Below are 14,031 nucleotides of genomic sequence, written 5' to 3' on the forward strand. Positions count from 1 at the left end.
TTGCCGCAAGACCCCGGTATTCCCCCACAATTCGTGCTCCTGAGCGAAGGGGGAATCCGAAATGCGATTTCTGGTGTCCACGATCGGGTCGCGGGGAGAGGCGCAGCCGGTCACCGCGCTGGCCGTGCGGCTGAAAGAACTGGGCAACGACGTGGAAGTCGTCGCGCCGCCCGACTTCGAAGAGCTCGTGACCGGCAACGGAATCGGCTTCACACCGGTCGGCCCGCACCTGCGCACGTTCTCGCCGGGGCAGCTGAAGCGCGAGGACCTGGGACGACTGGCCGAGGAGTCGGTGCGGGAGCAGTTCCGGGTCGTCGGCCGGGCGGCGGAGAAAGCGGACGTCCTGGTGGCGGGTGGTGCGCTGCAGCACGCCACGCGTTCGGTGGCGGAAAGCATCGGAGCGCATTACGTGTACGCGAGCTTCTGCGCGAACACACTGCCTTCACCGCATCACGCACCACCGGCGATGCTGGGTCGTGTTCCGGTGAGCGGAACGGCCGAGGAAAATCTCGCGCAATGGGAGCAGCACCGCCTCCTTTTCGCGAACTCGCGGCCCAGCCTCAACGCCGAACGCGCGAAGCTCGGCCTGGACCCGGTCGACGACGTCCGCGACCACGTCTTCGGCGACGACCCGTGGCTCGCGGCGGACCCGGTGCTCGGCCCGTGGCCCGGTCCCGGCGAGCTCTTCACGACCGGTGCCTGGCTCACCGACGACCAGCGCCCGCTCAGCCCCGAGCTGGAGGAGTTCCTGGCCGTCGGCGAACCGCCCGTCTACTTCGGGCTGGGCAGCATGCGAGGGGCTCAGGACACGGCGCACCAGGCGATCGCGTCGGCCCGCGAACTCGGCAAACGCGTTGTGCTGCAACAGGGGTGGGCCGGATTGGAACTCCCCGACGACGCCGGGGACTGCATCGCCGTCGGCGAGGTGAACCAGCAGGCGTTGTTCCGCCGTGTCGCCGCGATCGCCCACCACGGCGGCGCGGGCACCACCACGACGGCCGCGGCGTCGGGCAGGCCGCAGATCGTGCTGCCCCACATGTACGACCAGTACTACTGGGGTGAGCAGGTCGAGCGGCTCGGCATCGGGCGGTCCGCGAAGGCCGTCACCACCGAGGTCCTCGCCGGTGTGCTCGAACTGGCGGGCAAGGCGGCCGAGGTGGGCGCGCAGGTCCGCACGGACGGCGCGACGGTCGCCGCGGAACGGCTGATGAAGGTGAACCGGCCCAACTGAGACGTACGTGTTGTGGGTGTCCGCGCGTAAGGGGTGACCCGCACATGTCGTACCAGGTTGGGCTCGATCTCGGATCCGCAGGTACCGCCGTCGCCACCGCCTGGGGCGTCACGACCACCGGCCGCAGGTGGCGCGACCCGGCCGGGGAGATCACGCAGGTCCTCGACGACCTCGCGGCGAGGTACGGGGAGGCGCCGAGCCGGGTCGCCCTGACGCACCCGCTGTCGTGGCCGCACGAGCACCTCGAACAGCTGCGGCAGGACCTGATCGACGCGGGACGTGCGGACGTGTTGTTCGTGCCCGCGCCGCACGCCGCCGCGATCGCGTTCGAGGACAACGCGCCGATGCCGGACCACGGCACGATCGCCGTGTTCGACTTCGGGGCCACCGCGGCCGACATCACCCTGCTGCGCAAGCAAGGCGTGTTCCTGGTGACCGGGCGACCGGAGCGGGTCGACATCGGCGGGTTCGACCTCGACGACCTCGTCGTGGAGCACGTCGTCGCGAAGATCCGGACGCACAGCCCGGAACTGGTGCGGAGCTGCGTGGAGGCCAAGGAGCTGCTCGGCAGCTATCCGGAGGTCCGGATTCCGGTGCTGGCGGGCAACGAGGTCCGCGAGGTCAGGCTCAGCAGGCTGGAGTTCGAGGCGATCATCCGGCCGTCCGTCGAGCTGGCCGTCGACGCCCTCGAACGGGCGGCCGCGCTGTGCGAGCCCGACGTCGTCCTGCTCGTCGGTGGGTCGGCACGGATTCCGTTGGTGGCCAACGAGATCTCGGCGCGTCTGCACCTGCCGGTGATGCGGGCACCGGACGGTGCGGCCGCCATGGGAGCGTTCCTCGAAGCCGCTCAGCTGGAACCCGAACCCTCCGCGGCACCGGTGGCCCACCTGCCGGTGCCGCGCGAGGAAACGCAGGCCGCGCAACGGATTCCGGCCACGCCGTTCATCGCGGTCGCACTCGTGGCGCTGATCGTCGTGGGAGGGTGGGCCGCCCACGAGGTCATGAACCGGCCGGCGGTGGAGACGACCAGCGTTCAGCTGGCGCCACCGGGAACGGCTGTACTGCCGCACATCTAGAGCTTTCGCGCCTCGGGCGCGAACGGAACCCCGGTGTTGAGCGCCTTGGCGCCGACCGTGCACAGCTCACCGAGCATGCTCACGCCGATCGACAGCTGCGTGGGCGCGTGCTGGTCGAACAGCAGCGCGAACCCCAGCGACGCGCCGATCGACGTCACCCACACGAGCAACGTCCACGGCGTGTACCGCTGCCACAGGTGCCCGTCGCGTTCGAACAACCTGATCGTCATGCCCCGCAACGCGCCGAACGCGAACCCCGCGGCCAGCGGGAGCAGATAGGCCAGGTGGAAGTAGTGCACCGCGCGGATGCCGAAGAACAACAGGAACGCGGGCGGTGCCAGCAGGTCCCTGGCGTTGAGCGGTTCCCCCGTGAACCGGCGCACGAGCACGTACAGCACACCGGCCGCTATCAGCACATATGTCATTGCGTCCCCCTTAGTAGCATGACCCTGCTACTTAAACTAGCAGGGTCATGCTACAAAAGGGAGGTGTCACCGAGAGTCGTCGATCCCGTCGCCCGCCGCCGCGCTGTCGCCGAGGCGGTGTTCCGCGTGGTGGTGCGGGACGGCGTCGAACAGGCGTCGCTGCGCAACGTCGCGCTGGAGGCGGGGCTCGCGATCGGCTCGATCCGCCACTACTTCGACAGCCACGACGACATGATCATCTTCGCCGTCGAGGCGCTGGTCCAGTCGATCGACCAGCGCGTGATGGCGCACGTGCGGTCGCTCGGTGACCGTTCGGACGTCCGTCGTCCCGGTGAACGGGTGCTGGCCGAGGTGCTGCCGCTCGACGACCGCCGGCGCGACGAGGCCGTGCTGTGGCTGGCTTTCGCGACCGCCGCGCGGACCAGGCCTTCGCTGGTGCCGCACGCCGAACGGCTCCACGACGGGTTGCGGGAGCTCTGCCGCCGCGCCCTGACCGCGATGCACGCGTCCGGCTCGGTGGCGGCGGGCCTCGACCTCGCGCTGGAGACCGAACGGCTGGCGTCGCTGTTGAACGGACTCACCGTGGACGGCGTGCTGCAGCCGGACCGGATGACGCCGGAGCTCACGATGTCGTTGCTGCGCCGGCACCTCGACTCGTTGCGGTAGCCTCCACGACCCACACCGGGAGCTCCGGCAGGCCGTCGACGCCGGCCACGGGAATCACCCCCGGCGAGAACCGGGTGATCTCCCACCCGGCCCGCTCCACCGCGGTGCGCAGCTCGGGCTCGCTCACCTGGAACGGACCGTCCTCGAACGTGAGTGACGTCAGGTTCAGCAAAGCTCCGTCCACAGCGGCGTTGCGCAACGCCATCATCAGCCCAGGTCGTTGCTCCGGTGGCAGGCAGTGGAACAACGCGCTCGCCAGCACCGTGTCGAACCGGCCGGTGAACCGCGCCGCGTCGCCGACGACCCACTCGACGCCGTCACCGCGGGACCGGGCCGTCTCGATCGCGGTCGGTGCGATGTCGACCCCGGTGACCCGATGGCCGCGCGAAGCCAGGAAGAGGGCGTTGTCGCCGGTGCCGCAGCCCGCGTCCAGCACGTGCCCGCGGAACCGCCCGGCCGCTTCCCAGGCCACGACGACCGGCTGCGGCGCCCCGATGTCCCACGGCACGCCGGTGTGCGGCACGCCCTCGACCAGCTCCCCGCCGCGGTAGAACCCCTCGAAATCAACCATGCGACCAGCTTGACGAGCTGAGAAGCGAACTGTCGGCTGTAAGCGCAGATGCGGCGGAATCCGCCACAAACTAGCCTTGAAAAGGTGGAATCCATCGACCGAAGACTGGTCCACGCGCTCCAGATCGACGGCCGCGCCCCGTTCGCGAAGATCGCCGACGTGCTGGGCATCTCCGAGCACACCGCCGCTCGTCGCCACCAGCGGCTCAAGGAGCGCGGCATCAGGGTGCGGGGCGCGCTCAACCGGTTCCGGCTGGGCCACCACGCCTGGACGTTGCGACTGCGCTGCACGCCGGACGCGGGTCCCGCGCTGGCCCAGGCGCTGGCGCGCCGCGACGACACGTTCTGGGTGCACCTGATGTCCGGCGGCACCGAGATCTCGTGCCTGCAACAGGTGCGGGACCCGGACGAGCTGCTGCTCGACCGGCTGCCGCGGCGCCTGGTCGACGTGAGCGCGCACAACGTCCTGCGGGGCTTCGTGTCGCCCGGCACGTGGCGCGGTCTCGCCTGTCTCGAACCGGACGAGGTCGCGGCCCTGCGCCCGGAGTTCGAGCCGGAACCGCCCACCGAGCTGACACCCCTGGACGAGGCGTTGCTCAGAACGCTCGAAGTGGACGGACGCGTCAGCTACGCGGACCTCGCGACGGCCACGAGGACCTCCGAGTCGACCGCCCGCAGGCGCGTCGAGCACCTCAGGAGAACCGGGGTGCTGGAGTTGCAACTCGACGCCGATCCATCACGATTCGGTTTCGCGACCCAGGCCAGGCTGTGGATGCGGGTGGAACCGCGAAATCTGGCCGAAGTCGGGGCAACCCTCGCCACCCACTCGGAGGTGTACTTCGCGGCCGCCACGACAGGACCGGCGAACCTGGTGGCCAGTGTCACGTGCCGGAGCGGTGGAGACCTGTACCGGTATCTGACCGAGCGCATCGGGAGCCTCGACGGTGTGCGCGAATCGGAGACCGCGCCGGTGCTCCGCACGCTCAAACGTGTCGCTCTGAGCGAGGATGAGGCATCCTCGTACCGCACCTGAAGGTCATCTGGGGGATGGAGGTGTGAGCGTGCGAGCGCTCGTACTAGGACCCGTCGAGGTATGGGTCGGCGACAGGCAGGTGAGTCTCGGCGGGCCGAAGCCGAGAACGCTGCTGGCCGCCTTGCTGCTGCAACCGCGCCAGGTCGTGCCGGTGGAGCGGCTGATCGACCTGATCTGGGACGAGTCGCCGCCGCAGACGGCGGGCGCGCTGGTGCACACCTACGTGTCGTCACTGCGCCGCGCGGTCGGCAAGGCCCTGGTCACCAGGGCACCGGGCTACCTGCTGGACCTGGACAGCGACGTCGAGCAGTTCAACCGGCACCTGACCACGGCACGGCAGGCGGAACGGGCCGACGACCCGGCCACCGCCATCACGCACTACCAGCACGGGCTCGCGTTGTGGCGCGGTCCGGCCCTGCACGGCGTCGAGTCGGCGTTCGCCCGCGGGCACGCGTTGACGCTGGAGGAGTCCAGGCTGAGTGCCGAGGAGGGCCTCGGCCGGTGCGAGCTCGCGCAGAACCGGGTCGAGGACGCCATCGCTCGGCTGTCGGCGCTGGCCAACGCGCACCCGGCGCGCGAGGAGACCCGTGAGCTGCTCATGCGGGCCTTCCACCGCGCCGGACGGCAGGCGGACGCGCTCACCGTCTACCGGGACGCCCGCGAGTACCTGCTCGACGAGCTCGGCATCGAGCCGGGCGAGCGGTTGCGCGAGCTGCAGACGGCGATCCTCAACGGCACGCTGGAGGCCGCGCCGCCCAGGACCGCCGTGGTGGCGGCGCCGGTCGTGACGACGCAGCAGGTCGTCCCGCACCACCTGCCGCCCGACATCAGCGACTTCACCGGCCGCGAGGAGGCGCTGAAGCAGGTCCTCGGCCTCACCGAGGGCCGGGAGGACCGCACCGCGACGCCCACCGTGGTCGTGTCCGGGTTCGGTGGCGCCGGCAAGTCCGCGCTCGCCGTGCACGCCGCCCACCTGCTGCGCAGGTCCTATCCGGACGGTCAGCTGTTCGCGGACCTGCGCGGCGCGGGACGCGATCTGGAACCGCAGGAGGTGATCGGGCGGTTCCTCGGGCTGCTCGGCATCGCGGGCCAGGACCAGCCGGCCGCACCGGACGAGCGCGTCGAGCTGTACCGGCGCACGCTGTCGGACCGGCGGCTGGTGATCGTGCTCGACAACGCCCGCAGCGAGGCCCAGGTCCGGCCGCTGCTGCCGGGCAACGCGAACTGCTTCGTGATCATCACGAGCCGCAGCAGGCTCACCGGACTGGAAGGTGCCGAGCCGATCGAGCTCGGATTCTTCAACTCCGCGGTCAGCGAGGAGATGCTCAGCCGGATCGTCGGGGTCGACCGGGTTCGCGCGGAACCCGAAGCGGCGCACCGGATCGCGGAACTGTGCGGCGGGGTGCCGCTCGCGTTGCGGGCGGCGGGGGCGAAGCTGCTGGCGCGGCCGCACTGGCCGTTGAAGACGCTCGCCAAGCGGTTGTCGGACGAGCGCAGGCGCCTGGACGAGCTGGAGACGGGCGACCTCGCCATCCGGTCGTCGCTGAAGCTCAACTACTCCGAGCTGGACGCCCCGCACCGCAAGGCCTTCCACCTGCTGTCGCTGCTCGACCTGCCGGACTTCGGCGCGTGGGTCGCGGCACCGTTGCTGGACATCTCGCCGTACGACGCGGAGGACGTCGTCGAGCACCTCGTGGACCTGCGGCTGGTGGACGTCGCCGGGGTCGACCAGATCGGCCGGGTGCGCTACCGGTTCCACGACCTGGTGCAGCTCTTCGGTGCCGAGCAGGCCGCTCACGAGCCCGCGACCCAGGCCGTGACGCGCCTGCTGGAGACGTGGCTCGCGCTCGTCGAGACCGGGGTGAGGAAGCTGCCGCGGGTGACGCTGGGACTGCGTCCCCAGCTGCACACCGAGATCGAGCTGGATCCGCGGCTCGCCGACGACGTCGAGGAGGACCCGACCGGCTGGCTGCACTCCGAGACCGACGCGGTGGTGCGGGCCGTCGAACGCGCCCACGACCTCGGCGTCGACGAGCTGACCACGACCGTGATCACGTCGCTGCTGTCGTCGCCCTTCGCGGCGCGCAACGAGTTCGGCAACTGGCAGCGCACCCACGAGGTGGCGCTGCGGTCGGCACGGGAACGCGGCAACCGGCGGGCGGAGGCGGTGCTGCTGGCCGGGCTCGGGCAGTTGCGCTACGAGCAGGACGACTTCGCGGCGGCGCTGACGAGCTTCCAGCAGGCCGCGGAGATCGCGACCGAGATCGACGAACCGGAGACGCTCGCCGTCGCGTGCGTCGGCATGGGCACGGTCTACCGCGACCTGGCCGAGTTCGGTCGGGCGCGCGAGCTGCTCGACCGGGCGATCTCGTTGGGGGACAACGGGGTCGTCGCGGCGGCCAGCTACGGCGTCGGCGCGATCCACCGCGACCACGGCGACCTGGCCGAGGCCACGCGGGCGTTCGAGCGGTGCGTGGAGCTGTACCGGATGCAGGACGACCAGCGCGGGGAAGGGCTGGCGTTGCGCGGCCTGAGCCTGTGCCACCGCGCGGCCGGGGCGTTCGCGGACGCCGTGGCGCTGAGCCGGGAGGCCGAGCAGATCCTGCGCGAGGCGGGCGACGAGCTCGGTGCCACGTACGCGGCCCAGTCGCTCGCGAAGGCGTTGCTGCGGGCGGGCGAGCTGGAGGGCGTCGACGACCTCCTGGCCGAGTGCCTGGAGGTCTGCACGCGTCAGCACGACCGGTTCGGCGTCGCGTTGATGACCCGGACGCTCGGTGAGGTCGCGTTGGCGCAGGGGCGTGTCGACGAGGCGGCGGCGCTGCTGGAGGACGCGCTGGGGCAGTGGACCGCGCTGGGACTGCCGATCTGGCAGGCCCGCACGATGCGCGATCTCGCCGCGGCCACTGAGGACGACGAGATGTGGTTGCGGGCCAAGGAGTTGTTCGCGCAGCTCGGTGCGCGGGAGGCCACAGAACTGGAAGGGCTGGGCGCCGCCGGGTGGCGCTCAGCTCGTTAGCGGTCGTTCACGCGCGCGGCGTCACCTGGACGTCGCGCGCGGTCAGCTCGGCGCCGCAGTCGGTGCACTCGACCTTCGCCCGCACACCGCCACCGCAGTCGCGGTGGTGCAGGTGGAACGACTCCTCTTCCTCCGGGACCATCCACTTCTCGCCCCACGTCCGCAGCGCCATCATCACCGGGTAGAGGTCCCGGCCCTTCTCGGTGAGCCGGTATTCGTGCCGTGTGCGGCCCTCGTCCTGATACGGCACGCGCTTCAGCACACCTTCCTGCAGCAGCGCGTTCAGGCGGTCCGTCAGCACGCTGCGGGAGATCTCCATCGTCGTCTGGAAGTCCTCGAAGCGGCGGGTGCCCAGGAAGATCTGGCGGAGCAGCAGCAACGTCCAGCGCTCGCCCAGCAGCGCGGCGGGACGGCCCAGTGCGCAGGGCATGCTGGCGAAACTCGCGTACGGCATGAACCCAGAATACTCCTTGCGTTCGTTTTTCGAACTCAGCTACAGTTCGGATTCCGAACCCAGGGAGACGATCCTCATGCGCGTCACCGAGCTCAACCGCGACACCGCGCCGGAAGCTGTCGACGCCGTGTTCGCAGGACTGTCCGCGCGAAGCCGTTACCTGCGGTTTCACGCTCCGACGCCCCGAATGACCGCGTCCGCCCGCCGGGTGCTGGTCGACGTGGACGGGCAACGGCACGCCGCCGTGTGCGCCCGGATCGGCGGCGACCCGGTCGGCATCGCCAGGGTGATCAGGACCGGTGAGCGCACCGCGGAGATCGCGGTGGCGGTCGTCGACCTGTGGCAACGCCGAGGGGTCGGCAGGCGTCTGCTGGAGGAGCTCACCGCGGTGGCGGCGCGGATGGGGGTCGCGGAACTGCACGGCGACGTGCTGCCGGACAACGAGGCCATGCTCGCCCTGGCGCGCAAGGTCCTGCCCGGCGTGCGGCTGACCAGGGAGATCGACACGATCGTGCTGCGCTACCCGCTCGCGTGGGTGACCGCGGAGATCACCGACGCCGACCTTATAGACAGCTTGCAGGTGATTTAGAGGTCGATCTTCGACCATGGCCGCGTGACCACCGCACGTGCCGCCGGCCCGCTGATCAGCCGCTCCGAGATCGTGGAGCGCGCCTGTTCGTGGCTGCGCGACTCGGTCCCGTACGGCCAGGCGAAGTTCCACCAGAACGAGCACGGCATCTACCGCGCCGACTGCTCGGGGTTCGTGTCGATGGCGTGGGGGCTGCCCGGCAAGCCGGAGGACCGGCACGGCGGGCTCGACACGCCGGCCCTGGTCGAGGTGAGCGCCCTGATCGCACCGGAGGACCTGAAGGCCGGTGACGTGATCATCCGCGCGGACGGCACCAGCCAGACCAGACACGTCGTGATCTTCGCGGCGTGGGCGGAGGAACCCGGCCGGTACTGGGCGTACGAGCAGGCGGGTGGTCACCGCACCCGCCTGCGTTGCGTCATCTACCCGTACGAGACGGCGGCCGAGCTGTACGCGCCGCGCCGCTACCTCAGCGTCCGCGAACCGTGAACGAGTAGTCGCCCGTCCTGCCGTTCTCCGACCAGATCAGGAGCTGAGTCCTGCCGTTCTCGCCCTCGTGCTTGGGGTTCCAGCAGACGTAGTGCGGTGTGTAGGTCTTCGCCTCGTCGTCCGCGGTCTCGGAGGAGAAGCCCAGCTGGATGTCCTCGCAGGGCTTGCCGTCCTCGATCGCCACGCTCGCCGCGTCGAACGTGTGGACGTCGACCCGGCCCGGCACGTCGAGCTCGCCCTTGACCTCGCCCAGCTCGGTCCGGAACGCGCGCTTCTTCAGCGTCACCAGCCGGAAGGCGTACCTGCCCGGTGTGCCCTCGTGCCCGGAGACGACGAGCTTGTGCCTGCCGGGCGCGGTGACGCCGAACTGGTTCGGGCCGGGCAGGCCGTTGCCCTTCTGGTTCGCACCGCTCTCCTCCGCGGTCGCGATCCTGAAGTCGATCTCGCCCTGGACGTCGACGAGCTCGAACTCCGTGGCGGCACCGAGGTCGATGTCGTAGGTGTCCTGCTCGTCGGCGCTCGCGATGTCACCGGCGCGGCTGTCGCCGTCCTCGACGTCACCCGTGGTCTTCTGCTGCACGCCCTGCGGTTCGGGTGTCTTCGTCGTGGTGGACGTTGCCGCTGTGCCGCATCCCGCGAGGACTGCGACGAGCCCGGCGATGATGGTGGTTCTCACTGTTCTCCCTCGTGCACGGTCCAGCCCGACTGGTGCGGGACCAGGACCCTCAGTGCGGTGCTCGTGTCCTCGAAGTGGCGCAGCAGCTCCGGCGGCAACGCGGAGACCTCGCTGGTCGCGCAGCGCAGATCGTGCGGTACGTGGTCGTCGAAGAGCGACTGTTGTTCCACATAGGGCAGTGGCCGGGCCTGATCGACCAAAGGCCTTGCCTTGACCCGCAGAGGTCTGGCAAGGGACGCCCCGATCACCGGATCGCCCAGGAACGCCGGCACGACCGCCAGCACCCGCCGTCCCACCAGATCGCCCGGCACGAACCGTTCCGGCGGGGCGGTGACGTAGGCGGCCAGCCCGGCGAACTCGCGTCCCCTCCGCGCGAGCTCGCCGAGCACCCCCAGCGCGGTGGGCGCGTCCGCCAGCCGGTACAGCAGCACGCCGCCGTAGACCTTGTGGTCCAACGGGTGCAGCCGCAGCGTGACGCTGGTGACCACGCCCTCCGGCTCCTCGGTGGTGACCAGCCGGCCGTCCGCCGCGATGCACTCGGCGCGGACCAGGTTGTCCCTGGTCGTCCCGTGCAACGGCGTCAGCCAGCCCCGTGCCCTCCCCAGCACGGCGCCGACCACCGAGGCGCGCGACAGCCGCGGGCCGGGCGTGGCCAGCCCGTGCGCCTGCGTCGCCGCGTCCAGCTCCGCCCACGTCGCCCCCGCCTGCACCTCGGCCGTGCCGCCGGAGATCGTGATCCCCTTCAACGCGGTCAGGTCCAGCGCCAGCTCGTCCGGGCGCGGCCGCCGGCTCGTCGTGACCCGGATCCGTTGCCGCGCCGCGAACCGCACGGCCGCCGAGACGTCGTGCGGTGTGGCCGCACGCACCTCGGCGAGCGCGGCGCTCCCCCCGCGGTCCGGCGTTCGCACGGTTCCCCTGACCGCCGTGCACAACGTCGTGATGTCCATGCGGCAAAGCCTGGCGACCCGGCGTTTCACGGACGTCTCACGTGAGATGCTGACCTTGTGCCTCTCCTCTCGGTACGGCTTCTCGGGCCCGTTGAGCTGCGGTTTTCCGACGTGACGATCACGCTGGACCGGCCGCTGGAACGGGCGTTGGCCGCCCGGCTCTCGCTGGCGCGCGGTGCCGCCGTGCCGGACGAGCGCCTCGCCCGCGACCTCTGGGGCGACGTCGACCTGGCCCGGCCGCGCGAACGTCTGCGGGTGCTGGCGTCACGGCTGCGGGCGAACCTCGGGGACGCCGCGAGCGCGTTGTCGCGGACCGGCGCCGGCTACCTGCTCAACGCCGAACCGTCCGATGTGGTCGCTGCCGAACGGGCGTTGTCCGACGGCAGCAGGGAGGCGATCGTCGCGGCACTGGCGTTGTGGCGCGGCGACTCGTTGGCCGACTTGCGCGCGGTGCCGTTCGGGTTCGCCGAGGGGGAGCGCCTCGACGCTCTGCGCGTCGATCTGCGGGTCGCGCGGCTGGCCGTCGACCAGGAGTCCGGCGCGGGCGGCGAGCTGCGGGCCGAGCTGGAGGAGCTGGTCGCCGAGCACCCGTTGCACGAGCGGTTGAGCTGCATGCTCGCGCTCGCGCTGTACCGGGGCGGGCGGCAGGCCGACGCGCTCGCGGTGCTGTCCCGGTTGCGCACCCGTCTTTCCGACGAGCTGGGCGTGGATCCGGCGCCGGAGACCGTGTCGATGGAACTGCAGATCCTGCGCCAGGAAGCTCCTGGTGGGACACCGAGACGACGGTTGCCCGCGGCCGGGACGACGTTCCTGGGCCGGGACGCGGACCGGGCCGCGGTCGCCGAACGGTTGTCGGTGACGCGGCTCGTGACGCTGACCGGGGTCGCGGGCAGCGGCAAGACCCGGCTGGCACTGGAAGTGGCGCGCGTGGTCGAGCGGCCGGTGGTGTGGCTCGACCTCACGGCGGTGCGGGCCGAGGACGAGATCCTGCCCGCGCTGGTCGCCGCGGCCGGCGACGACTACCTGGCGGAGCTCGAAGGCGCGGTGCTCGTCGTCGACAACGCCGAGCACGTCCTGCCGGCGGCGTCCTCGGTGGTCGCGGACCTGTTGTCGCACACCGGGAAGCTGTCGGTGCTCGCCACCTCGCAGCGGCCGTTGCTCGTGGCCGGCGAGGAGGTCCGGCACGTCGGAGCGTTGCCTGCCTCGGCCGCCGCGATGCTCTTCTGCGACCGCAGTGGCGCCGAACCGTCCGCCGACGTCGACGCCATCTGCGCCGCCGTCGACCACCTGCCGCTGGGCGTCGAGCTGGCCGCCGGTCTCACCCGCACGCTGTCGGTCCCGCAGCTGGCCAGGCGCCTCGACGACCGGCTGCGGTTGCTCGTCGGCGGCCTGCGGGACAGCCGTCAGCGGCACAGCAGCCTGCGCGCGGCCCTGGACTGGAGCCACGAGCTGCTGGACGACGTGCAGCAGGCCGTGCTGCGTCGTGCGGCCGTGTTCCTGGGCGGCTGGACGCTCGAAGCCGCCGAGGAGGTCCTCGCGTTCGACGGGGTGGACGTCGCCGACGTCGCCGCCACGCTGACCGAGCTGGCCGACCGCAACCTGGTGGCGGTGTCCGAGGGGCCGCGGTTCCGGATGCTGGAGACCGTCCGCCACTACGCCCTCGACAAGCTGCGCGCCGAGGACGAGGCCGTGCGCGCCCGGCACCTCGCCTGGTGCGCCGGGTTCCTGGCGGCGCGCGACGTGCGGGGCGACGCGGCGGCCGTCATGGGCGAGCTGTACGAGGAGTGGCCGAACCTGCTGTCGGCGATGGAGTCCGCCGCGGGAACGCCGCGCGCGGGTGAGGGCCTGCGGCTGGCCGTCGCGATGCAGGACGCGTGGATGGTCCGGGGACTGGTCGTGCAGGCCGCCCGCGTCTACGAGGACCTCATCGACGCCGACGTGCCCGACGACGTCCGCGCCCTCGCCCTGTGCAACTACGGCTTCTTCTGCACGCAGATCGGCCGGCTGACGCTCGCCACGTCGTTGCTCGACCGCGCCGCGCCGCTCGTCACGGACGACCTCGTGACCATCCGCGTCTTCTACTACCGCGCCATCACCGAGATCCAGCGCGGCTACCCGGCGCAGGCCATCTCCTGGGCCGAACGCGGCCATGCCGCAGCCGAACGCATCGAGCACGTCACCTACGTCTCCGCGTTGGGCTGTGTGCTCGCCATCGCGCAGATGTACGCGGGCGACCTCGACGCGTCGTTGCGCAACCACCTCGCCGCGAACGCCATCGACCGTTCTCTGGGCGACGAACACGGCCTCGCGCGCGGCCTGGTGAACGAGGCCATGACGCTGTTGAGCGGCGGCGACATCGAGGGTGCGCTGGCACGTGCCGACGAGGCCGAGGCCCTCTCGGACCGTCTCGGCGACGTGCTCGGCGCCACGCACGTGGGCATGATCAGGGCCAGGGCCGCCCTGCTCGCCGGCCGGGTGGACGAGGCGGTCGACCGGCTGCGCACCGTCCTGGGCGACGCCGAGGCGGGGGCGGACACGGGTCTGCTGCGGGTGGACCTCGCGCACGCGTTGGTCCTTCGGGGTGATGTCGCCGAGGCCGCCGCCGAACTGGCGCAGGCCGCGTCGGTGAGCGACGAGCAGGACCTCACGTGGCTCGCCGTGCAACCGGTGGCCGCGGCACTGGCCGCGCAGGAAGGTGATCTCGCCCGCGCGGGCGAGATCACGGCGGCCGCGCGGGCGGAGTTCGCTGCCCGCGGGTTCGGCTGGCCGTTCACCGTTGACCGGCTCGTTGCCCTCTCACCACCGGCAACCGGTCCGCAACCGGGTGTTCAAGATCGTCACCCGACAGGGCGGTGAGTC

At 71.3% G+C, this 14,031-nt stretch carries 13 protein-coding genes; 8 read left to right on the forward strand and 5 right to left on the reverse strand.

Features of this window, described 5'->3' with window-relative positions:
* The first annotated feature begins 61 nt into the window (after positions 1-61).
* Positions 62-1,231, forward strand: coding sequence for a glycosyltransferase (locus ACWEIJ_RS18990; RefSeq protein ID WP_449838469.1), 1,170 nt, complete (start codon positions 62-64; stop codon positions 1,229-1,231).
* 44 nt (positions 1,232-1,275) lie between these two features.
* Entirely contained in the window at positions 1,276-2,307 is a 1,032-nt protein-coding gene (locus tag ACWEIJ_RS18995) for an Hsp70 family protein (protein ID WP_449838470.1), read from the forward strand.
* On the opposite strand, the gene ACWEIJ_RS19000 is transcribed toward ACWEIJ_RS18995, so the two are convergent.
* Positions 2,304-2,732 (reverse strand): DUF1453 domain-containing protein, encoded by a 429-nt coding sequence (locus ACWEIJ_RS19000; protein ID WP_449838471.1) that lies wholly within the window; start codon positions 2,730-2,732, stop codon positions 2,304-2,306. The genes ACWEIJ_RS18995 and ACWEIJ_RS19000 overlap by 4 nt on opposite strands.
* Positions 2,733-2,795: 63 nt before the next feature.
* On the opposite strand from ACWEIJ_RS19000, the gene ACWEIJ_RS19005 reads away from it, so the two are divergent.
* Positions 2,796-3,398, forward strand: coding sequence for a TetR/AcrR family transcriptional regulator (locus tag ACWEIJ_RS19005; RefSeq protein WP_449838472.1), 603 nt, complete (start codon positions 2,796-2,798; stop codon positions 3,396-3,398).
* Here the strand turns inward: ACWEIJ_RS19005 and ACWEIJ_RS19010 are convergent.
* On the reverse strand, positions 3,355-3,969 hold the full coding sequence (locus tag ACWEIJ_RS19010) for a class I SAM-dependent methyltransferase (protein WP_449838473.1): 615 nt from the start codon (positions 3,967-3,969) through the stop codon (positions 3,355-3,357). The two genes, ACWEIJ_RS19005 and ACWEIJ_RS19010, sit on opposite strands and share 44 nt — an antisense overlap.
* An 84-nt stretch (positions 3,970-4,053) precedes the next feature.
* Here ACWEIJ_RS19010 and ACWEIJ_RS19015 point away from each other — a divergent pair, with 84 nt between their 5' ends.
* Both ACWEIJ_RS19015 and ACWEIJ_RS19020 read left to right on the forward strand, forming a co-directional pair.
* Positions 4,054-5,001 carry an Lrp/AsnC family transcriptional regulator gene (locus ACWEIJ_RS19015; protein ID WP_449838474.1) on the forward strand — a complete coding sequence of 316 codons (948 nt, stop codon included), beginning with the start codon at positions 4,054-4,056 and terminating at the stop codon, positions 4,999-5,001.
* A gap of 28 nt (positions 5,002-5,029) precedes the next feature.
* Entirely contained in the window at positions 5,030-8,017 is a 2,988-nt protein-coding gene (locus ACWEIJ_RS19020; RefSeq protein ID WP_449838475.1) for an AfsR/SARP family transcriptional regulator, read from the forward strand.
* 7 nt (positions 8,018-8,024) lie between these two features.
* On the opposite strand, the gene ACWEIJ_RS19025 is transcribed toward ACWEIJ_RS19020, so the two are convergent.
* Complete coding sequence (locus tag ACWEIJ_RS19025; RefSeq protein ID WP_449838476.1) at positions 8,025-8,471, reverse strand: winged helix-turn-helix transcriptional regulator; 447 nt, start codon at positions 8,469-8,471, stop codon at positions 8,025-8,027.
* A 76-nt stretch (positions 8,472-8,547) separates the two neighbouring features.
* Here ACWEIJ_RS19025 and ACWEIJ_RS19030 point away from each other — a divergent pair, with 76 nt between their 5' ends.
* Together ACWEIJ_RS19030 and ACWEIJ_RS19035 are read left to right on the forward strand one after the other, a co-directional pair.
* Complete coding sequence (locus tag ACWEIJ_RS19030) at positions 8,548-9,060, forward strand: N-acetyltransferase family protein (protein WP_449838477.1); 513 nt, start codon at positions 8,548-8,550, stop codon at positions 9,058-9,060.
* A gap of 24 nt (positions 9,061-9,084) precedes the next feature.
* A complete protein-coding gene (locus ACWEIJ_RS19035; RefSeq protein WP_449838478.1) occupies positions 9,085-9,549 on the forward strand; it encodes a hypothetical protein in 465 nt (154 codons plus the stop codon).
* Here the strand turns inward: ACWEIJ_RS19035 and ACWEIJ_RS19040 are convergent.
* Positions 9,530-10,225, reverse strand: a complete 696-nt coding sequence (locus ACWEIJ_RS19040; RefSeq protein WP_449838479.1) for a hypothetical protein — start codon at positions 10,223-10,225, stop codon at positions 9,530-9,532. The genes ACWEIJ_RS19035 and ACWEIJ_RS19040 overlap by 20 nt on opposite strands.
* A complete protein-coding gene (locus ACWEIJ_RS19045; RefSeq protein WP_449838480.1) occupies positions 10,222-11,172 on the reverse strand; it encodes an FAD-binding oxidoreductase in 951 nt (316 codons plus the stop codon). Before ACWEIJ_RS19045 ends, ACWEIJ_RS19040 begins: the two co-directional genes overlap by 4 nt.
* Before the next feature lie 111 nt (positions 11,173-11,283).
* On the opposite strand from ACWEIJ_RS19045, the gene ACWEIJ_RS19050 reads away from it, so the two are divergent.
* Positions 11,284-14,028 (forward strand): BTAD domain-containing putative transcriptional regulator, encoded by a 2,745-nt coding sequence (locus ACWEIJ_RS19050; protein ID WP_449838481.1) that lies wholly within the window; start codon positions 11,284-11,286, stop codon positions 14,026-14,028.
* The last annotated feature ends 3 nt before the right edge of the window (positions 14,029-14,031 follow it).

It is taken from the genome of Lentzea sp. NPDC004789, from assembly GCF_053601075.1.

Bases quoted from the DNA above. Each gene is read 5' to 3' on its own strand.
- ACWEIJ_RS18990 (WP_449838469.1), top strand. From the start codon at position 62: ATGCGATTTCTGGTGTCCACGATCGGGTCGCGGGGAGAGGCGCAGCCG.
- ACWEIJ_RS18995 (WP_449838470.1), top strand. From the start codon at position 1,276: ATGTCGTACCAGGTTGGGCTCGATCTCGGATCCGCAGGTACCGCCGTC.
- ACWEIJ_RS19000 (WP_449838471.1), bottom strand. From the start codon at position 2,732: ATGACATATGTGCTGATAGCGGCCGGTGTGCTGTACGTGCTCGTGCGC.
- ACWEIJ_RS19010 (WP_449838473.1), bottom strand. From the start codon at position 3,969: ATGGTTGATTTCGAGGGGTTCTACCGCGGCGGGGAGCTGGTCGAGGGC.
- ACWEIJ_RS19025 (WP_449838476.1), bottom strand. From the start codon at position 8,471: ATGCCGTACGCGAGTTTCGCCAGCATGCCCTGCGCACTGGGCCGTCCC.
- ACWEIJ_RS19030 (WP_449838477.1), top strand. From the start codon at position 8,548: ATGCGCGTCACCGAGCTCAACCGCGACACCGCGCCGGAAGCTGTCGAC.
- ACWEIJ_RS19045 (WP_449838480.1), bottom strand. From the start codon at position 11,172: ATGGACATCACGACGTTGTGCACGGCGGTCAGGGGAACCGTGCGAACG.